We start from the raw sequence: 19,418 nt of genomic DNA on the forward strand, positions 1-19,418 counted from the left end.
GTGCGCCGGATCTCATCGCGAACCTGCTCGCGATGAGGTCCGGCGACTGGTCGAACACCCGAAACCTGAATAAGGACATTTGCACCACCGTGGCCACTTACTCGCTCGTTATTCGCCGCTTGATGATCGTTTCACTGACCATCGTGGTCAGTCGCGCCATTACCAGCCCCTTGCTCACGCTGTTCCTGAGCCACAAGCTGGGCCTCAACCAACAGGACGTCGGTTTGCTGCTCGGTATCGCGGTATTCATCGCAACCCTGCTCGCGCTCTATGGCGGTTATGTCATCGACCGCCTGGAAAAGCGCCGATTGCTGATCCTGGCGATGCTCTCGAGCGCCATCGGTTTCGTACTGCTGACCTTTGCCCAAAATCTCTACCTGACCACCATGAGCCTCGTGGTCACCGAAACCGCGTCAGCGCTGTTTCTCATCGGTTCAAAAGCGATCCTCAGCGAAAACCTGCCCATGGGCCAGCGTGCCAAGGCGTTTTCCCTGCGCTACACCCTGACCAACATCGGCTATGCCACCGGCCCCATGCTCGGCGTGGTGATCGCCGGGGTCTATCCGATTGCGCCGTTCCTGATCGCCGCCGGCATCGCGTTTTTCAGCATTTTCCTGATGGTAGGCTTCCCCAGTGATGCCGCGCAGACACCGGCCATTGGTAAACCGCAAAGCTTCCTCAAGACGCTGGTCACCCTGAAAAACGACCGCACCCTGATCATGTTCACCTGCGGCTGCCTGCTCAGCACGGTGGTGCACGGGCGCTATACCCTCTACTTGTCGCAATACCTGCTGGTGACCCACGACTCCAAACGCGCCCTGGAAATCATGGCCGCCCTGCTCGCCTGCAACGCCATCAGCGTGATCCTGTTGCAGTACCAGATCGGCCGGTTCCTCAATCGCGAGAAGCTGCGCTACTGGATTGCCGGAGGCACCAGCCTGTTCATCTTCGGCCTGATCGGCTTCAGCCTGGCTGACAACATGCTGAGTTGGTGCGTGGCGATGTTCGTTTTCACCCTGGGTGAAATGATCATTTACCCGGCCGAATTCCTCTTCGTCGACACCCTGGCCCCGGAAGAGCTGCGCGGCAGCTACTACGGTGCCCAAAACCTGGCGGCTTTCGGTGGTGCCCTGAGTCCGGTGATTTGTGGCTTCCTGCTGATGCACACTGCGGCGCCCACGATGTTCTATGCCTTAAGCGCACTGACTGCGATGGGTGGTTCCCTGTGCTTCATGAGCGGTCGGCGGATGGCCAGAGTGCAAAAATAATGCACTGAAACCCCATGGACCTGAGGCACACAGCGCGCCGTGCCTCCCCGGCTCACCTCACTGAGTAGGCTCTCGGCCCTTCGTTGATCCCGGCGTAGACTCGTCGGCACGGCTCCTGAAAACGTGTCGCGCGCCCCCCTGCATAAAAATATGAATTTTTTAATCTTCAAAAATTACGTTTTTTTCATCTCTTGTAACAATTTGATCCGTATACTTTTCTCTGGAAAGCGATGAGTTGACAGCCGGCCCCTGGCGACAGCCACTCACAAATCGACAGTTGGGCGGCGTTAGAGTCGAAGGACTATCATTTCGCTTATCCAGCCTGCCTATCCATTTCAACCCACCACAGGAGTATCCAACCATGGACCCTGCCCATTCTCGGTGGGTCATGTACACAGAAGCCAAGCTGAATCGAGCCGTGTGAAGGATTTATCCAGCAATTTTCCTTGCTGATGAAGCGTGCGGTTTCTGTTCCTGCCTTCAGCGTTTGTTTGCGTGACCTCTCTCAGCTGTTTTACCAACCTTCAAGCGTATGCTGTGCTTAGACTGCCTATGAGCAGATTCAGGCGCGTGTGCTCGAGAACGTGTTGGCTGATGGTCATGAACCTTACATACAACGCTGTTGGAATCACTGAATATGAACAAAGTATTCCGTCATTACATTCCGGCCACGGCCCTGCGACTGCTGCCCAACCGCTGGGATCTGGTCGCCCTGCCGCTGGTGATCGGTTTCTTGCTGTTTTTCTCGATAGCAGCACGGGAAACCTGGGCGCCGATGTCCACCTTGCAGGGTGACGTCATCTCACTCGACCCGACCAACCTTCCCGAATATGCAATGCGCACGACCTTGCGCATGCTCGCGGCGATGGCCGCGTCCCTGGTGTTCACCCTGCTGTACGGAACGCTGGCCGCCAAAAGCCGACGGGCCGAAAAACTGCTGGTGCCGGTGCTGGATATCCTGCAATCGGTGCCCGTACTGGGCTACATCTCGTTCACCGTGACGTTCTTCCTGCTGCTGTTTCCAGGGCGAGTGCTCGGCGCTGAATTCGCCGCCATTTTTGCCATCTTTACCAGTCAGGCATGGAACATGACGTTCAGCTTCTACCAGTCACTGCGCATGCTGCCGCGAGACCTGGAAGAAGTGTCCAGCAACCTTCAATTGTCCGGCTGGCAAAAGTTCTGGAAGCTCGACGTGCCTTTCGCCATTCCGGGGCTGGTCTGGAACATGATGATGAGCATGTCCGGTGGCTGGTTCTTCGTGGTGGCCTCTGAAGCCATCACCGTCGGCGACAAGACCGTCATGCTGCCTGGCGTGGGTTCATACCTGGCGGTCGCCATCCAGCAGCAAAACCTGCACGCCGTGGGCTACGTCATTCTGGCGATGATCGCGGTCATCCTGATTTACGACCAGTTTCTGTTCCGGCCACTGGTGGCCTGGGCGGATAAATTCCGCATGGAAAACACCGCGTCCCAGGCAGGTTCGCCGGAATCATGGGTGCTGAAGCTGATCCAGCGCACGCGCGTGGTCCAGCGCGTGCTGCGTCCCATCACCCGAACCATCGGCCGAATCGGCAATCGACGTTTCAGCCTGCCGCGCTCGAACCGCACCGCCGCGTCTTCGAGCCCGGCCACCTCACGCCTGATCGATTGGCTCTGGGGCGCGCTGATTGCCGCGTTGACCCTCTACACGCTGTACCACATCGCCCTCTACATGAGCAGCGAAGTGACACTCGGTGAAGTCGGGCATGTGCTCGGCATGGGGCTCATTACCCTGGTACGGGTGGCGTTGTTGATTGCCGTGGCCTCGCTGATTTGGGTGCCGCTGGGGGTGATGATCGGTTTGCGTCCGCACCTGGCGGAAAAAATCCAGCCACTGGCGCAGTTCCTCGCGGCCTTTCCTGCGAACCTGTTGTTCCCGGTGTTTGTCATCGTGATCCTGCGCTACCAGTTGAACCCGGACATCTGGCTGAGTCCGCTGATCGTGCTGGGCACGCAGTGGTACATCCTGTTCAACGTTATTGCCGGCGCCAGCGCATTCCCCAATGACTTCCGCGAAGCCGCAACCAACTTCCGCATTCGCGGCTGGTTGTGGTGGCGCAAAGTGATGCTGCCGGGCATCTTCCCGTATTACGTGACCGGAGCGATTACAGCCTCGGGCGGCGCGTGGAACGCCAGTATCGTGTCCGAATTCGTTTCATGGGGACAGGACAAGGTCGTGGCACATGGCCTGGGCGCCTACATTGCCGAGAACACGGCGGCCGGTGACTTCCCTAAAATCGCCTTGGGCGTGGTGGTGATGTCGCTCTTCGTCGTGGCCTTCAATCGCGCAGTATGGCGGCCGATGTACGCCATTGCTGAAAACAAACTCCGTCTCAACTAACGGGATTCGATGTCATGAATACCTTTACAGAACACACACAGGCATCCCCCGAAATCTATGCGCTGAACAACGTGAGCCGGGCGTTTGGCAAGGGCAAGGACGAGTTGCAAGTGCTCAGCGATGTCGACCTGACCCTGCGAGAAGGCGAGATCGTCGGCATGCTGGGCCGTTCCGGTTCGGGCAAATCCACCTTGCTGCGCATCATTGCCGGCCTGATAGCGCCGTCGTCGGGGGAAGTCCGCTACAACGGTGACTTGCTCACCGGGCCGGCCGAAGGTGTCGCGATGGTCTTTCAGACCTTTGCGCTGTTCCCTTGGCTGACGGTCCTCGAAAACGTGGAAGCCGGTCTTCAGGCGCTCCAGGTCGAACGCAAGGCTGCCCGCAAGCGCGCACTGGCGGCGATTGACCTGATCGGCCTCGACGGGTTCGAAAACGCCTACCCCCGGGAGTTGTCCGGTGGCATGCGCCAACGGGTCGGATTTGCCCGCGCCCTGGTGGTGAACCCGACCCTGCTGTTAATGGATGAGCCCTTTTCCGCACTGGACGTGCTGACCGCCGAGACCCTGCGCACTGACCTGCTGGACTTGTGGAGCGGCAAGCAACTGCCGATCAAATCCATCCTGATCGTGACCCACAACATCGAAGAAGCGGTTTTGATGTGCGACCGCATTCTGGTCCTGTCATCAAACCCAGGGCGAGTGGTCGCCGAAATCAAAGTGCCTTTCGAGCATCCGCGCAACCGCCTGGACCCGACCTTTCGGCAAATGGTCGACGACATCTATGCCTTGATGACAGACCGCCGCAGCGCCGATGCCAGCACCGGCAAAGCCGAACTGAAAATGGGCAGCCCGCTGCCGGAAGTTTCCACCAACCTCATCGCCGGCCTGATCGAAACGCTGGCGGCCGAGCCGTATAACGGTGAAGCAGGCCTGCCCGACGTCGCGGAACGGCGCTTGCTGGAGGTGGACGACCTGTTCCCGGTCGCGGAAATGCTGGAGCACCTGGGCTTTGCCGAACTCAAGGGCGCCGACATCACCCTCACCGAGGCCGGCAAGCTATTCGCTGACTACGGAACCCAGGAACGCAAAGCCCTGTTTGCCGAACACCTGGTCAAACACGTGCCACTGGCCGCACGCATTCGCCAGGTCTTGCAGGAACGAAACGGCCACCGCGCGCCGCGGGTGCGTTTTGAGCAGGAACTGGAGGATTCACTGACCGATGCGTTTGTGGAGAAAACATTGGAGAGCGTGATCACCTGGGGGCGTTACGCTGAAATCTTCTCCTATGATGACCACACCGAGACCTTCAGCCTGGACGATGTAGAAGGCAGCGTATAGCCCTTTCCACGCCATAGGGTCGGCCGTCCACACAGGGTGAATTCTCTCTGCCAGACGCCCTGGGACCGCCGATCCCTTCACCAGCGCCATAGGTAAAGCGCCCGGTTTTGGCTACTTGCGCAAGCGTCCAGCCACTAACCTGCGTGATTAACGGGTTGATCGGCAGGTGCTAGAATCCGCTGCCCCACGTCTGACGCTGAAAACAGTGCGGTGCACGGGCACGGTGGAACGCCAAACCTCGAATCGCCCGACAGCCGCAATGGTGCACCCATGTTTCCAAGCCTTGAAGTTCGACGCTACGAGGGGGAAAACCCTCACCACCACCATGACTTTGCACAATGGGTACTGCCGGTGTGTGGTCGGATGGAAATAGACGTGGACGGTCGCGGGGGCTGCATCGATCCGTCGCTGGCGGCGCTCGTGGCGCCTGGCTCAGTGCACTCGCAGCTCGCTCAGGCTGATAGCCGTTTTCTGGTGTTGGACTGTGCAGCGACGACGCTGGAAACGCTCCAGATGGAGCGTCTGGCCCGGCAAATATACGTGCCAATCCCCCCGGCGACCCGGCGGCTGATCGAATTCGCCGAGTTGATCGGTAAAGAGCAACTGTCCATCGGTGCCTCCCAACTGGCCCCCCTGCTGCTGTCATCGCTCGGCTCGGATACCGCCTTTTCGTCGCCCATGGAGCAGTTGATCGCCCGTCTGCGCGCAAACCCTGGCGCCAACTGGAGCAACGAGGCCATGGCTCAAGCAGCCAACATGAGCATGAGCCAGCTCCACCAGCGATTCCGGCAATTGTTCGCGATGAGCCCTCAAGCCTGGTTGACGCAGTTGCGCATTCACGAAGCTCAACGATGGTTGCGTGGCACCGCATTACCAATAGCGGACATCGCCTTGCGTGCCGGTTTTTCCGATCAGGCGGCGCTGACCCGTGCCATGCAGCGTGTGAGCGCTACAACCCCGGCGGTTTATCGCAAGGCTCAAAAACAGCCTGGGTAAAAAAGCCAGGAGTTATCGACAATATTTCCCGGATCAATCGCTCCAGACTGCAGGCTTTGCGGTGTAGGGCGTGGGTGAAATGTTTGCTGATCGATCACTGTTGAAGGGCGCCGGCTACGGGGTGTGCGCGGGCCTGTGTTGGGGGGTGATTTTCCTCGGTCCACAGCTGACGCCGGGGTTGAGTGGCTTGCAGTTCGCGGTCCTGAGATTCCTCTGCTACGGCGCCCTCTCGGTCGTCCTGCTCATGCCGCGCTGGAGGCGTGTCTGCGCCAGTCTCACCATCGCCGACTGGAAATCGCTCTTCTGGCTGAGCCTGATCGGCAACCTCGTTTACTACGCACTGGTGGGCACCGGTGTCCAGTTGGTGGGCATCGCTACCACGTCCCTGATCGTCGGGCTCATTCCGGTGCTCGTCACCCTGGCCGGGCGTCATGACGCCAACGCCGTTTCCTTGCGAAAGCTCTTCCCTTCGCTTTGCTGTGCTGTCGCGGGGGTCGTGTTGATCAGCTGGCACGCACTGATCAATGGCGACCGTCACGATACATCGACGAACATCGCCGGGATTTTATGCGCGTCAGGCGCATTGCTGACCTGGAGTTGGTTCGCGGTCAGCAATGCCCGGCGGTTAGTGCAAGTGGCCGGCGTCTCCTCCCCTGACTGGGCACTGCTGACCGGCGTAGTGACCGGTGCTCAATCACTGCTGTTGGCGGTACCGGTATTCGGTTTTCAGACAGATACACCGGGCACGTCGGAATGGCTGCATTGGCTCATGGTGGCCGGTGGCGTGGCACTTTTGTCGTCGGTGGTGGGTGGGGCATGCTGGAACCAGGCCAGCCGGCTCCTGCCATTGGCACTCAGTGGGCAAGTGCTCGTGATCGAAACGCTGGCGGCGCTCGTTTTTGGTTTTTTATGGGAGCAACGGCTACCCGACGGGTATGAGCTGGCCGCCATCGCACTGCTGGTGACAGGCGTCGTTTGGTGCCTGAATTGTCATCGCGCGCCCCAACCTTCCATGGCCACTTAGCGCGGATTTTCTGCGTCTCGATTGTTCGGCCACACGTGCGCTTGCTTGCGGTTTTCAACCGCGTCGAGGTGGTCAAACCTGTAGAAGCCGGCTTGCGGGCGATCATGGCGGATCAATCCGGTGCATCTTTACAAGATCTTTATTCTTCGCCTCCCGATCTTTCTGACAACTTACCAGGCATCGCTCTAGGCTTTCCTCATCGCGGGAGGAAAAGCCATGGACTTCATTTATCTGCTACTCGGTGCGGTGTTTTTCATCATTCTGGTCGGCCTGGCTTACGGCTGTGCGGCGCTCGACAGGAGACGGTCATGACAGGCTTCTATCTGTTCGGCGGCATCATTGCGGCCGGGTTGCTGGTGTACCTGATTGCGGCGCTGTTGTTTCCGGAGGACTTCCTATGACGACTCAAGCCTGGGTCCTGCTCACGGTCTTCCTGCTGGTGCTGACGCTGTTGGCCTGGCCGATCGGGCGTTGGTTGACCACTGTGATGGAGGGCCGGTTTGCCTTTGGCGTGCGCATAGAGTCACCGCTGTATCGACTGGCCGGGGTCACGCCTGAGACGCAGATGGGATGGCTGCAGTACGCGCTCGCCTTGATCCTGTTCAACACGTTGGGGTTCCTGGCCGTTTATGCCTTGCAACGGCTGCAAGGCATTCTGCCGTTCAACCCCCAGGGGTTTGCCGCCGTTACACCGGACTCTTCGTTCAACACCGCCGCCAGTTTCGTCACCAATACCAACTGGCAAGCCTATAGCGGCGAATCGACGATGAGCTACCTGACCCAGATGCTCGCGCTGACGGTGCAGAACTTCTTCTCGGCCGCCACCGGCATCGTGGTCGCCGTGGCCCTGATTCGCGGATTCGCCCGGCACAGCGCGGCCAGCATCGGCAACGCCTGGGCCGACCTCACCCGCATCACCCTGTGGGTACTGCTGCCACTGTCGTTGATCTTCGCACTGTTCCTTGTCAGCCAAGGGTCGATCCAGAATCTCGACCCGTACAAGGACGTCTCGATCCTGGAAGTCATGCAGTACCAGGCCCCGGTGCTCAATGACGCCGGTCAGCCCAAGCTTGATGCCCAGGGCAGCCCGGTCACCGTGGCCGCCAGCACCGACAAGCAAACCATCGCCATGGGCCCCGTTGCCTCGCAAGAGGCGATCAAGATGCTCGGCACCAACGGCGGCGGCTTCTTCAATGCCAACTCGGCGCACCCTTATGAAAACCCGACCGCACTGACGAACTTCTTCCAACTGATCGCGATCTTCCTGATCCCGACCGCACTGTGTTTCGTCTTCGGCCACATCGTCGGTGACATTCGCCAGGGCTGGGCGCTGTTGGCGGCAATGACGATCATCTTTGTGATCGCCGTGGTGGCCGTCACCCATTACGAACAACTGGGCAACCCGCAGTTCTCGACACTGGGCATCGACACGGCGGCGGGCAACATGGAGGGCAAGGAACTGCGCTTCGGCATCAGCGCCTCCAGCCTGTTCGCCGCGGTGACCACCGCTGCTTCCTGCGGTGCGGTCAACGCCATGCACGACTCGTTTACCCCGCTGGGCGGCGCGGTGCCTCTGGTGTTGATGCAACTGGGCGAAGTGGTGTTCGGCGGCACCGGCTCAGGCCTGTACGGCATGCTGATATTCGCCCTCCTCGCCGTGTTCATCGCCGGTCTGATGATCGGTCGGACACCCGAGTACCTGGGCAAGAAGATCGAAGCCTACGAGATGAAAATGGTCGCCATCGCGATTCTGGTCACGCCCTTGCTGGTGCTGTTCGGCACCGCCATCGCGGTCATGGCCGACGCCGGCAGGCTGGGCATCGCCAACCCCGGCGCCCACGGCTTCTCGGAAATCCTCTACGCCTTCACCTCGGTGGCCAACAACAACGGCAGCGCCTTCGCCGGGCTGTCCGCCAACACCCCGTTCTACAACATCATGCTGGCCATCGGCTGCTGGTTCGGACGCTTCGGCGTGATCGTCCCGGTGCTCGCTGTCGCCGGTAGCCTGGCCGCGAAAAAACGCTTGCCGGTCACCGGCGGCACGATGCCCACCCACGGGATGCTGTTCGTGGTGCTGCTGATCGGTACGGTGTTGCTGGTCGGGTTGCTGAACTACGTGCCGGCGCTCGCGCTGGGCCCCGTCGTCGAACACCTCATATTGATCAAGTGAGACCACGAACATGACACGCAAAGCGTTCACCTTGTTCGACCCGAAACTGATTGGCCCGGCCATGGTCGATTCCGTGCACAAACTCGATCCGAGGATCCAGTGGCGCAATCCGGTGATGTTTGTCGTCTACATCGGCGCGCTCATCACCAGCGCCCTGTGGGTCCAGGCCCTGCGTGGCCAGGGTGAGGCCAGCGCCGGGTTCATTCTCGCGATTGCCTTGTGGCTGTGGTTCACCGTGCTGTTCGCCAACTTTGCCGAAGCCCTGGCCGAGGGCCGCAGCAAGGCTCAGGCGGCCTCGCTGCGGGACCTGAAAAAGGAAACCTGGGCCAAGAAACTGCGTGAACCGCACTACGGTGCCGAGTGGCAATTGGCGCAATCGAGTGACCTGTGCAAAGGCGATGTGGTGGTGGTCGAGGCCGGCGACCTCGCGAACTCGCTGATCCCCGCCGATGGCGAAGTCATCGAAGGTGCTGCCTCGGTGGACGAATCGGCCATCACCGGTGAGTCGGCCCCGGTGATTCGGGAATGCGGGGGGGATTTCTCATCGGTAACAGGCGGGACTCGGGTCCTGTCGGACTGGATTGTCATTCGCGTCACCACCAACCCTGGCGAAACCTTCGTCGACCGCATGATCGCCATGGTGGAGAACGCCAAACGGCAAAAGACGCCGAATGAAATCGCCCTGTCGATCCTGTTGGTGGCGTTGACGATCGTGTTCCTGGGGGTGACGGTGACGCTGCTGCCCTTCTCGCTGTTCGGCGTGGCGGTGGCCCAGTCCGGCACACCGGTCTCGATCACCGTCCTGATCTCGTTGCTGGTGTGCCTGATCCCCACCACCATTGCCGGTTTGCTTTCGGCGGTCGGGGTGGCGGGCATGAGCCGCATGATGGAAGCCAACGTGATCGCGACGTCCGGCCGTGCGGTGGAAGCGGCCGGTGATGTGGATGTCTTGCTGCTCGACAAAACCGGGACCATCACCCTGGGCAACCGTCACGCCTCGGCATTCCTGCCGGCACCGGGGGTCAAGGAAGCGGAGTTGGTGGACGTGGCGCAACTCGCCTCCCTGTCCGACGAAACCCCCGAAGGCCGCAGCATCGTGGTACTGGCCAAACAACGCTTCAACCTGCGTGAACGCGACATTGCCGCGCTCGACGCGCACTTCGTGCACTTCTCCGCACAGACCCGCATGAGCGGTGTCGACATGGGCAGCCGGCAACTGCGCAAGGGCGCCGGCGAAGCGATCCTGCGGCACGTCCAGTCCCAGGGCGGGCATTTTCCGGACGCCGTGCAAACCATCATCGACGAGGTGGCCCGCCGGGGCAGCACGCCGCTGGTGGTGGCGGACGGAGCCAAAGTACTGGGCGTGATCGAACTCAAGGACATCGTCAAAGGCGGCATCAAGGAGCGTTTCCTCGAATTGCGGCGCATGGGGATCAAGACCGTCATGGTCACCGGCGACAACCGGGTCACCGCCGCCGCCATCGCCGCCGAGGCCGGCGTCGACGACTTCCTGGCCGAGGCCACGCCGGAGCAAAAACTCGAGCTGATCCGCCGCTACCAGGCCGAAGGTCGGCTGGTGGCCATGACCGGCGACGGCACCAACGACGCCCCGGCGCTGGCACAGGCCGATGTCGCGGTGGCCATGAACTCGGGCACCCAGGCGGCCAAGGAGGCCGGCAACATGGTCGATCTGGACAGCAACCCGACGAAGCTGATCGAGGTGGTGGAAACCGGCAAACAGATGCTGATGACCCGTGGCTCGCTGACCACCTTCTCGATTGCCAACGACATCGCCAAGTATTTCGCCATCGTGCCCGCGGCCTTCGTCACCACGTACCCGCAGCTCGCCGCGCTCAACATCATGGGCCTGACGAGCCCGAACTCCGCCGTGCTGTCGGCGGTGATTTTCAACGCGCTGATTATCATTTTCCTGATTCCCCTGGCGCTCAGAGGCGTGAAGTACCGCCCGGTCGGTGCGGCCCTGCTGTTGCGGCGCAACCTGTTGATCTACGGACTGGGTGGGGTGATCGTTCCATTCATTGGTATCAAAGTGATCGACATGGCATTGTCCGCTGTCGGTCTGACTTGAGGGAGTACGGCCATGTTATCTCTGCTCCGTCCCGCGATGATTCTGTTCATTGCCCTGTCACTGCTCACCGGACTGGCCTATCCACTGGTCACCACCGGGGTTGCCCGGCTGGTCTTTCCCCATCAGGCCGCCGGCAGCCTGGTCGAACGGGACGGCAAAACCGTGGGCTCGCTGTTGATCGGTCAGGGTTTCAGCGATCCGAAGTACTTCTGGAGCCGCCCTTCCGCCACCAGCCCCATGCCCTACAACCCGCTGGCCTCGGGCGGATCGAACCTGGGCCCGTTGAATCCGGCATTGATGGACGCGGTCAAGGGGCGGATTGCCGCCCTGCGCGCGGCGGATCCAGGCAATACCACCACGGTGCCCGCCGACCTGGTCTACAGTTCCGCCAGTGGTCTTGATCCACATATCAGTGTGGCGGCTGCGATGTACCAGGCCGGCCGGGTATCACGGGTGCGCAACCTGCCGCTTGAACAGGTACGCCAACTGATCGACAAGAATGCGCAAGGCACGCTGCTCGGGTTCCTCGGCGAACCGCGGGTCAACGTGCTGGCACTGAACCTGGCGCTTGACGCCACACACTGAGCGCAAGCTCATTCACGGTGAGCGTGATGGCCGAACAACGTCCCGACCCGGACCAGCTCCTGGCCCTGATTCGCCAAGAGGACGAGCAAGCCAAACGCGGTCGGCTGAAGATTTTCTTCGGCGCCAGCGCCGGGGTCGGCAAGACCTACGCCATGCTGTCGGCCGCCCACACGGCAAAACTGCAGGGCATCGATGTATTGATCGGCGTGGTCGAAACCCACGGCCGCGCCGAAACCGAAGCGCTGATCGACGGCCTGGAGTCGCTGCCCCTCAAACGCATCATCGACAAAAACCGTACCGTCACCGAATTCGACCTGGACGCCGCGCTCGCCCGTGCGCCCGGCTTGATCCTTATCGATGAACTGGCCCATTCCAATGTCGTCGGTTCGCGACACCCAAAGCGCTGGCAGGACGTGGAGGAACTGCTCAGCGCCGGTATCGACGTCTGGTCCACGATGAATGTCCAGCATCTTGAGAGCCTGAACGACATTGTGGGCGGCATCACCGGCATCCGGGTCTGGGAGACCGTACCCGACCATGTATTCGACACGGCCGACGAAGTGGTCATCGTCGACCTGCCTCCCGACGACCTGTTGCAGCGCCTGAAAGAAGGCAAGGTCTACCTGGCGCAACAGGCCGAGCGTGCGGTGCAGAATTTCTTTCGCAAGGGCAACCTGATTGCCCTGCGGGAACTGGCCCTGCGGCGCACCGCCGACCGGGTCGACAGTGACATGTTGCAGTACCGCCAGAACAGCTCGGTCAAACCGGTGTGGGGCACTCGCGATTCCCTGCTCGCCTGCGTCGGCCCCCACGACCAGGCGGAAAAGACCGTGCGTTCAACGGCTCGCCTGGCCGTCCAGCTGAATGTGCCGTGGCACGCCGTGTACGTCGAAACCCCGTCCCTGCAACGCCTGGCCGATGCCAAGCGGCGACGGGTGCTGGCAGCCTTGAAACTGGCTCAGGACATGGGCGCGCAGATCGCGACGCTGGCGGGTCAGGACATTGCCGAAACGCTGGTCAAATACGCCCGGCAACACAACCTGTCGAAAGTCGTTTTGGGCCGGGACACGCTGGCGCGGCGGCGATTCTGGCGCCAGGTGCTGGCGGACAAGATCGGCAAGCTGGGCGCTGATCTGGATGTGATTCAAATCTCGCTGCCGGCCAGCGCTCCACGCCCTGAGAACACGCCTGAAACTCGCGACAGCCCCATCCACTGGCCCGCCTATCTGTGGAGCGCCGTATTGTGCGCGGGCACGACGCTGGTTGCCCTGCCGCTGGCAGACATACTCGAGCAAGCCAACATCGTCATGCTCTTTTTGCTGGGGGTGGTTGCCGTCGCGGTGCGCTTCGGTCGCGGCCCGGCGGTGATGGCGTCTTTCGTGTCGGTCGGCGCCTTCGATTTTTTCTTTGTCTCGCCGCGCTATTCCTTCGCCTTTGCCGATATTCAATACCTGGTGACGTTCATGGTCATGCTGGTGGTGGCTCTGGTGATTGGCCAGATGACCGCCGGCCTCAAGTACCAGGCGCGGGTCTCGCAACGGCGCGAAGATCGCATGCGCGCGCTCTATGAGATGTCGCGCCTTTTATCCGCCACGCTGATGACCGAACAGGTGGCCACTATCAGTGCGCAGTTTCTGACGGCCGAATTTGGTGCCCGATCGGCCTTGCTGGTGGCCGATGACAACAACAAACTCCAGGCACCGCTGATCACGGGCGACGCACCGCAAGTCGACCTGGCCATTGCCCAGTGGGCATTCGACAAAGCCGAGCCGGCCGGCTACGGCACCGACACCCTGCCCTCGAGTTCCACGCTGTATTTGCCCTTGTCGGCACCGATGCGGGTGCGCGGGATACTGGCGGTGCAGCCGCGCGATACCACCCGGTTGGTGGTGCCGGAACAGCGGCGCCTGCTCGACACTTGCGCCTCGTTGCTGGCCATCTCCCTGGAGCGGATTCACTACATCAACGTGGCTCAGGACACGACGGTTCACATGGAATCCGAGCGCTTGCGCAACTTGCTGCTCTCGGCCATCTCCCACGACCTGCGAACCCCACTGTCGGTCATGGTCGGGCTCGCCGAAGCGCTGAAACTGACCAAGCCACCCTTGACCGGCGAAGCCGCCGAAATCGCCAGCGCCGTGGGCGAATCAGCATTGCGCATGAACACGCTGGTCAACAACTTGCTGGACATGGCGCGCCTGGAATCCGGCAAGGTGGAATTGAATCGTCAGTGGCAGCCGATCGAGGACGTGGTGGGTAGCGCCCTGCGAACCGTCCAGCCGATTCTGAACGGGCGTTCGGTTCGCGTCGCGCTGGATGACGACTTGCCACCGGTGCGTATCGATGCGGTGCTGATCGAGCGCATCCTCATCAACCTGATCGAAAACGCGATCAAATACACCCCACCCGACACCGCGATCAGCGTTGGCGCCAACGCCACGCCGGAGGCCCTCGAATTGTGGGTCGCCGACGAAGGGCATGGCCTGCCACCGGGACAGGAAGAGGCCATCTTCAACAAATTCATGCGTGGCAAAAAGGAAAGTTCAATCCCCGGCGTCGGCCTGGGCCTGGCCATCTGCCGGGCGATTGCCCGGGCGCATGACGGGACCATCGTCGGCGTCACGCGGCCCCAGGGTGGTGCTTGTTTCACCTTGCGCCTGCCCCGCGAAACCCCACCCGTGATCGAACCCTTAACCCAGCAAACGGACGAGGAGCCCTCATGAGCGAACCCGTGCCCCATGTCCTGATCGTTGAGGACGAAAAGGAAATACGCCGTTTCGTGCGCATGGCACTGCAAGCCGAAGGCCTGGAAGTGCATGAGGCCGATACGTTTCACCGAGGCATCATCGACGCCGGCACGCGCCGCCCCGACCTGATCGTGCTCGACCTTGGCCTGCCCGACGGCGACGGCATCGAGCTGATCCGCGATGTCCGCAGCTGGTCGCCCGTGCCCATCATCGTGTTATCGGCCCGGGGCGCCGAATCGGACAAAATCCTCGCCCTGGACAGCGGCGCCGATGACTATCTGGTCAAGCCTTTCGGCACCGGAGAGCTGCTCGCCCGGGTCCGCGCACTGCTGCGCCGACAGGCGAAGGACGCCGATAACAATTCAGTGCTGAGTTTTGGCGAGGTGCGCATCGATGTCGATCGTCGCGTGGTCGAGCGTGGTGGTGAACCCTTGCATCTGACGCCGCTGGAATATCGATTGCTGGTGCATCTTTGCTCGCACCCGAATCGGGTATTGACGCATCTGCAACTGTTGAAAGCAGTCTGGGGCCCCTCCCACACCACCGATACGCCGTACCTTCGGGTGTTCATGGGCGGGTTGAGGAAGAAGGTCGAGGTGGACCCTTCACAGCCACGGCACCTGGTGACCGAGACGGGTGTTGGCTATCGGTTCATTCCTTGAGGCCGTTGGTGGCGCCTACAACAGCGTGGCATGGCGCGCAGGCGTGGCAACTCGTCACGAGCGCCACGCCATCCGCCGAGTCCTCCATCAGGCTGCCGCCAGCCCTCCATCAATCAGGTAGATCGCCGCCGAGAACGTCACGATCGACAACACGGTGCTGACCAGAATGGAGGTCGCGGCTTCACTCTGATAGGCGCCGGTCTGGTTGGCGAACATCGCCGGGATGGTCGCCGACGGAAGCGCGCAAAGCAGGATCATCTGTTGTGCGTAAAGCCCGTGGGTGCCCAGTACGACAGTGGCAGCGAACATCAATGCCGGGTGAATGAACAGCTTGAGCCCGAGGTTGCCCCAGACTTCACCCGACATCTTCAGTTTCTCGGATGACATGATCAATCCCAGGCACAGCAGGGATACGCCAGGCGTCGCCTTGCCCAGAAGCGTGAGGGATTCCGCGGCAATCGGCGGCATCTTGACCTGCAGCAGCGAAATCAGAATGCCCAGGGCCGGCGCCCACATCAGCGGACGACGCACCGCTCCCGACAGGCTCGACACGAACGCCTGGGTACCACTGCCCTTTCCATCGGCGATGGTGAGCAACATGGTCGTCAGCGGGATCATCACCAGGCTCGCAATCAGGTTCAGCACGAGCACCGAATAAATGCTGCCGGCGCCGTACATCGTGGCGAGGATGGGAATACCCATGAAGGCCGCGTCCGGATAACCATTCACGAAGCCCTTGAGCGTCGCGACCTTGAGATTGCGCGTGGTGAACCAGCCGATCGCCAGCGCAATCGTGTACATGCCCATGATGCCGATAAACGTGGCCGCGACGAATTTGAAATCAAGGAGCTGTTCTCGCGGCGTGCTCGCCATCCCGACAAACAGCAGCGCCGGGAATATCCAGCCGAGTACCAGCCGGCTGATCAGCAGGCTGTCCGAATGGGTAAGCCGTCCGCGCTTGCCGGCGATATAGCCCAGCGCGATCACAAAGGCGACGGGCAAGATGGGCCCTACGATTCTGTCTAACATGTCCGCAATCCTCGTATTTATTTTTATCAAGAATGTCGCCATCGCCGATCGCGGCCGACGGTTGTTGCGTCGGCGGCAATCACCCGGCAAAGGCCGGGCGGCTTGGGCGGTCAGGGTTTGAAGCGGTAGTCGCGGATGACGTCCTGGTCCGGCTCGAGACCGAGTCCCGGCCCTTGCGGTACGTCGATGCGCCCATTACGCGGAATGATCGCGTCGCCATAGAGCTGCGCTTCGAGATCGAAGTAACGCCATTCGACCAGGGACTTCGCACCCCCCAGGGCGGCACTGCCATGCACGGCGGCCAGCAGGCCGGGGCCGTCATAAAAGGCGTGAACCATCACGGTGACGTTGTGGGCGTTGGCCAGTGCATAGACTTTTTGCAGCTCGGTGATGCCACCCATTTTTGCCGGACTGGGTTGAATGAAATCGACCGCACCGGCTTCAAGCAGGTGCTGGAAGTCCATCAAGGTCGAGGCGTTTTCGCCGGCCGCAACGGGAATGCCGCCCTGCTTGCGCACTGTCGCCAGCCCCGAATAGTTTTCCGGTGGCCATACCGGCTCTTCGATCCAGCGCAGGTTCAACGGGCGAAGTTTTTCGGTCATGTCCAGCGCTTCGCGCACCGTCCAGGGGGCATTGACGTCGAGGGTGATTTCCACGCCGGGGCCCGCGGCTTCGCACGCGGCGCGGATGACCTCGACGTCAACCTCGTGCAGCTTGAGGTGGCGGAAACCGCTGTTGACCGCGCGTTGCACGTTGACGCGGATGAGTTCGGGGTCGGCATAGCGGATCAGGCTTGCATAGGCCGCCAGCGAAGTGGCTTCACTGCCGCCAAGCAGTTGGTAGATCGGTCTGCCGGCCGCTTTGCCGGCGATATCCCACAGCGCGATATCAATCGCCGACAGGCCGAAGATGAACGCGCCGCTGCGACCGAAGACGTGAAACTTCTTCTGCAGATCGCCCTGCAATTTCTCGCGCCGCGTGACATCGCTACCGATCAATTCGGGCGCGAGGATCGTGTCGATCACCACTTTCACCGCCGGTATCGCGGTGAAGCCGAAGGTTTCGCCCCAGCCGACGATACCGTCATCCGTGGTGATCTTGACCACGAGGGAGTCGACCATCTGCAGGTCTTTCGGCCCCCATACCCCGCCGGCCGACCGCCCTCCTGTGGTGAAGGGAATCCGCAACGGAATGGTTTCAATACTGGCAATTTTCATAAGACGGCGCCTCAAGCAGGTTGCAACGGTGGCGCGGCGACTTTCGGATTTCGCCCGTGCCAGGTTGAGGACAACGTACAAGACATCCTGTTGTTCCTCAACTGAACAACTACTGACCCATGGCAGACTTTGATCTAAATCATCATTAAACTATTGTTTTTATTGACTTATTTTATTGATGTCGACAATGAAATTCAGTTATGACTGTCAGGAACAAGTCTTCTGATGTAGATTAAGTAGACAAGTGAGAGGGATGAATCCGCATGAGTGAAATGAATGTGCAACCCGTGGCGCGGCGACCTCATCTGGCCGAGCACATCGCCCGCTCGTTGAGCGATGAGATTGCCTCCGGACGACTGCGGCCGGGTGACCGCCTGCCGACCGAACAGTTTCTCTCGCAAAATTTCGGCGTCAGCCGGAACGTCGTTCGCGAAGGCATCGCGACGCTTCGGGCCCAGGGACTGATCCAGTCCCGCCAGGGTGTGGGCGTGTTCGTCGCTGCCGCGCCCCCCTCGCCGGAACCGTCCCCAGCGCGCGCGAGTGCGCCCTTGCTGGACGGCGACAATACGATCCGCAACATGTTCGAAGTGCGGGCCGTACTGGAAAGCCAGGCCGCTGCGCTGGCGGCGACGCACATGACGCCGCACAAACTCAAAGCCATTCAGGCAGCCGTCTTGCGAATGCAATACGAAGGCGAACCGACGCTGGAAACCGTCAACGCTGACCTCGACTTTCATCGCGCCGTGGCCGCCGCGTCGGGCAACGATTATCTCGAGACAATGATCCGCACGGTGCTCGAGCCGATGCGCGCACTGATCAGCATGACCTTCGCGCGGCGAGGCCCGGTGTTCAGCAATATTCCGCATGCGGCACGCGGGGAACATGAAGACCTGGTGCAGGCTTTCAGCGAAAGGAATGCGGCGGCGGCGCGGCAGATCATGGGGCAGCATATCGTCGCAGCCGCCTCGAGATTTGGTTACGAGATCAAGTTTTTCTGACCTCGTACGCTGGAGGCTGGTTGTATTGTTGTTCTACAAATGAATGAAGGTCGTGCCCTGCGACCTTGAAGGCGCCTCATTGGGGCGCCAGTTTTTCCCAAAGCTTTCAATCGGCCAGCCATTGACCCCAATGAGCTGGCCTCGATGACGTGTCTCAGCCGTTGCCGTGGGGTGTCGATTCCCGACTGAAGGCGTCCAGTTCCTGCACCAGGCCCTTGGCCGCCATCATCACCAATGCATGACCTTTTTCCGGCGTTGCCTGAGCCGGGTCCGAACCCATGCGGCCATCGGGATGACGCGCGCGGAAGTCTTGCGCTTCCCGGATGGGCCCCCACGCGGCGATCTGGGGCGAATACCCGGCCGACTTGATCGAGTCCGGGTACGCCCATTGGGTCACGGCAATTTCGGACGGGGTGGCATGCACACCATGGCCCGTTGGGAACTGCTCTCGCGCCAGCTCGCCAATGCCTTCGAGGTCCCACCAGTTGCACAGCTTCAGCGCAAACCCCGCCGGACGTCGGGCGAAGCTCGCCTCGGCGTAAAGCTCCGAGAACGCTGCTTCAATCGAGGCGACATTACCGCCGTGACCATTGAGGAACAGGATTTTCTCGAACCCGTGCGCAGCCAGCGACCGCACCCAGTCGCCAATGGCGGCGATGAAGGTTGAGGGACGTAGCGAAATGGTTCCCGGAAAACCCAGGTGGTGTTGGGCCATGCCAATGTTGAAAGTCGGAGCAATCAGGATGTCTGCTGATTTCTGGGCTTCGTGGGCAATGATTTCCGGGCACATCCAGTCGGTACCCAAAAGGCCCGTAGGACCGTGTTGTTCATTCGAACCGATCGGGACAACGATGGTCCGACTGCGCTGCAGGAATTCGCCGATTTCGGCCCAGGTCGACAGGTGTAAAAGCATCTA

At 61.0% G+C, this 19,418-nt stretch carries 15 protein-coding genes; 12 read left to right on the forward strand and 3 right to left on the reverse strand.

Annotated features, from left to right (window positions below; all coding sequences use genetic code 11):
- Positions 1–89 precede the first annotated feature (89 nt).
- From ACVWYU_RS22590 to ACVWYU_RS22640, 11 genes are all read left to right on the forward strand, one after another.
- The gene (locus tag ACVWYU_RS22590; protein ID WP_457373706.1) at positions 90–1,268 is read left to right on the forward strand and encodes an MFS transporter; all 1,179 of its coding nucleotides are present in this window, start codon (positions 90–92) and stop codon (positions 1,266–1,268) included.
- A gap of 637 nt (positions 1,269–1,905) precedes the next feature.
- Positions 1,906–3,648, forward strand: a complete 1,743-nt coding sequence (locus tag ACVWYU_RS22595) for an ABC transporter permease (protein WP_457373707.1) — start codon at positions 1,906–1,908, stop codon at positions 3,646–3,648.
- 14 nt (positions 3,649–3,662) lie between these two features.
- Positions 3,663–4,985: an ABC transporter ATP-binding protein gene (locus tag ACVWYU_RS22600; RefSeq protein ID WP_090323316.1), complete on the forward strand. Its 1,323-nt coding sequence runs from the start codon at positions 3,663–3,665 to the stop codon at positions 4,983–4,985.
- A gap of 270 nt (positions 4,986–5,255) precedes the next feature.
- Entirely contained in the window at positions 5,256–5,981 is a 726-nt protein-coding gene (locus ACVWYU_RS22605; protein WP_457373708.1) for an AraC family transcriptional regulator, read from the forward strand.
- A gap of 79 nt (positions 5,982–6,060) precedes the next feature.
- Positions 6,061–7,005 (forward strand): DMT family transporter, encoded by a 945-nt coding sequence (locus tag ACVWYU_RS22610; RefSeq protein ID WP_457373709.1) that lies wholly within the window; start codon positions 6,061–6,063, stop codon positions 7,003–7,005.
- A gap of 308 nt (positions 7,006–7,313) precedes the next feature.
- Positions 7,314–7,406 (forward strand): K(+)-transporting ATPase subunit F, encoded by a 93-nt coding sequence (kdpF, locus tag ACVWYU_RS22615; RefSeq protein ID WP_090320031.1) that lies wholly within the window; start codon positions 7,314–7,316, stop codon positions 7,404–7,406.
- Positions 7,403–9,175 carry a potassium-transporting ATPase subunit KdpA gene (gene kdpA, locus ACVWYU_RS22620; RefSeq protein ID WP_457373710.1) on the forward strand — a complete coding sequence of 591 codons (1,773 nt, stop codon included), beginning with the start codon at positions 7,403–7,405 and terminating at the stop codon, positions 9,173–9,175. Before kdpF ends, kdpA begins: the two co-directional genes overlap by 4 nt.
- A gap of 10 nt (positions 9,176–9,185) precedes the next feature.
- A complete protein-coding gene (kdpB, locus tag ACVWYU_RS22625; RefSeq protein WP_390955535.1) occupies positions 9,186–11,264 on the forward strand; it encodes a potassium-transporting ATPase subunit KdpB in 2,079 nt (692 codons plus the stop codon).
- A 12-nt stretch (positions 11,265–11,276) separates the two neighbouring features.
- Entirely contained in the window at positions 11,277–11,849 is a 573-nt protein-coding gene (kdpC, locus tag ACVWYU_RS22630) for a potassium-transporting ATPase subunit KdpC (protein WP_457373711.1), read from the forward strand.
- A gap of 26 nt (positions 11,850–11,875) precedes the next feature.
- The gene (kdpD, locus tag ACVWYU_RS22635; protein ID WP_457373712.1) at positions 11,876–14,572 is read left to right on the forward strand and encodes a two-component system sensor histidine kinase KdpD; all 2,697 of its coding nucleotides are present in this window, start codon (positions 11,876–11,878) and stop codon (positions 14,570–14,572) included.
- Positions 14,569–15,258, forward strand: coding sequence for a response regulator (locus tag ACVWYU_RS22640; RefSeq protein WP_247255010.1), 690 nt, complete (start codon positions 14,569–14,571; stop codon positions 15,256–15,258). Before kdpD ends, ACVWYU_RS22640 begins: the two co-directional genes overlap by 4 nt.
- 87 nt (positions 15,259–15,345) lie before the next feature.
- Here ACVWYU_RS22640 and ACVWYU_RS22645 read toward each other — a convergent pair whose 3' ends face one another.
- Positions 15,346–16,287, reverse strand: coding sequence for an AEC family transporter (locus ACVWYU_RS22645; protein WP_457373713.1), 942 nt, complete (start codon positions 16,285–16,287; stop codon positions 15,346–15,348).
- A gap of 110 nt (positions 16,288–16,397) precedes the next feature.
- A complete protein-coding gene (locus tag ACVWYU_RS22650; protein ID WP_247255012.1) occupies positions 16,398–17,504 on the reverse strand; it encodes a mandelate racemase/muconate lactonizing enzyme family protein in 1,107 nt (368 codons plus the stop codon).
- 263 nt (positions 17,505–17,767) lie between these two features.
- Between ACVWYU_RS22650 and ACVWYU_RS22655 the strand changes: the two genes are divergently transcribed.
- Positions 17,768–18,502 (forward strand): FadR/GntR family transcriptional regulator, encoded by a 735-nt coding sequence (locus tag ACVWYU_RS22655; RefSeq protein ID WP_090320005.1) that lies wholly within the window; start codon positions 17,768–17,770, stop codon positions 18,500–18,502.
- A gap of 154 nt (positions 18,503–18,656) precedes the next feature.
- Here the strand turns inward: ACVWYU_RS22655 and ACVWYU_RS22660 are convergent, their stop codons facing one another.
- Positions 18,657–19,415, reverse strand: a complete 759-nt coding sequence (locus tag ACVWYU_RS22660; protein WP_457373714.1) for a creatininase family protein — start codon at positions 19,413–19,415, stop codon at positions 18,657–18,659.
- Between the last annotated feature and the right edge of the window lie 3 nt (positions 19,416–19,418).

The sequence above is a fragment of the Pseudomonas sp. TE12234 genome (assembly GCF_054061835.1).

Excerpts from the sequence above, each read along its gene's own strand:
- ACVWYU_RS22595 (WP_457373707.1), top strand. The coding sequence starts at position 1,906 with ATGAACAAAGTATTCCGTCATTACATTCCGGCCACGGCCCTGCGACTG.
- ACVWYU_RS22610 (WP_457373709.1), top strand. The coding sequence starts at position 6,061 with ATGTTTGCTGATCGATCACTGTTGAAGGGCGCCGGCTACGGGGTGTGC.
- ACVWYU_RS22650 (WP_247255012.1), bottom strand. The coding sequence starts at position 17,504 with ATGAAAATTGCCAGTATTGAAACCATTCCGTTGCGGATTCCCTTCACC.
- kdpF (WP_090320031.1), top strand. The coding sequence starts at position 7,314 with ATGACAGGCTTCTATCTGTTCGGCGGCATCATTGCGGCCGGGTTGCTG.
- ACVWYU_RS22600 (WP_090323316.1), top strand. The coding sequence starts at position 3,663 with ATGAATACCTTTACAGAACACACACAGGCATCCCCCGAAATCTATGCG.
- kdpC (WP_457373711.1), top strand. The coding sequence starts at position 11,277 with ATGTTATCTCTGCTCCGTCCCGCGATGATTCTGTTCATTGCCCTGTCA.
- kdpA (WP_457373710.1), top strand. The coding sequence starts at position 7,403 with ATGACGACTCAAGCCTGGGTCCTGCTCACGGTCTTCCTGCTGGTGCTG.
- kdpB (WP_390955535.1), top strand. The coding sequence starts at position 9,186 with ATGACACGCAAAGCGTTCACCTTGTTCGACCCGAAACTGATTGGCCCG.
- ACVWYU_RS22655 (WP_090320005.1), top strand. The coding sequence starts at position 17,768 with ATGAGTGAAATGAATGTGCAACCCGTGGCGCGGCGACCTCATCTGGCC.
- ACVWYU_RS22605 (WP_457373708.1), top strand. The coding sequence starts at position 5,256 with ATGTTTCCAAGCCTTGAAGTTCGACGCTACGAGGGGGAAAACCCTCAC.
- ACVWYU_RS22645 (WP_457373713.1), bottom strand. The coding sequence starts at position 16,287 with ATGTTAGACAGAATCGTAGGGCCCATCTTGCCCGTCGCCTTTGTGATC.
- ACVWYU_RS22660 (WP_457373714.1), bottom strand. The coding sequence starts at position 19,415 with ATGCTTTTACACCTGTCGACCTGGGCCGAAATCGGCGAATTCCTGCAG.
- kdpD (WP_457373712.1), top strand. The coding sequence starts at position 11,876 with ATGGCCGAACAACGTCCCGACCCGGACCAGCTCCTGGCCCTGATTCGC.
- ACVWYU_RS22640 (WP_247255010.1), top strand. The coding sequence starts at position 14,569 with ATGAGCGAACCCGTGCCCCATGTCCTGATCGTTGAGGACGAAAAGGAA.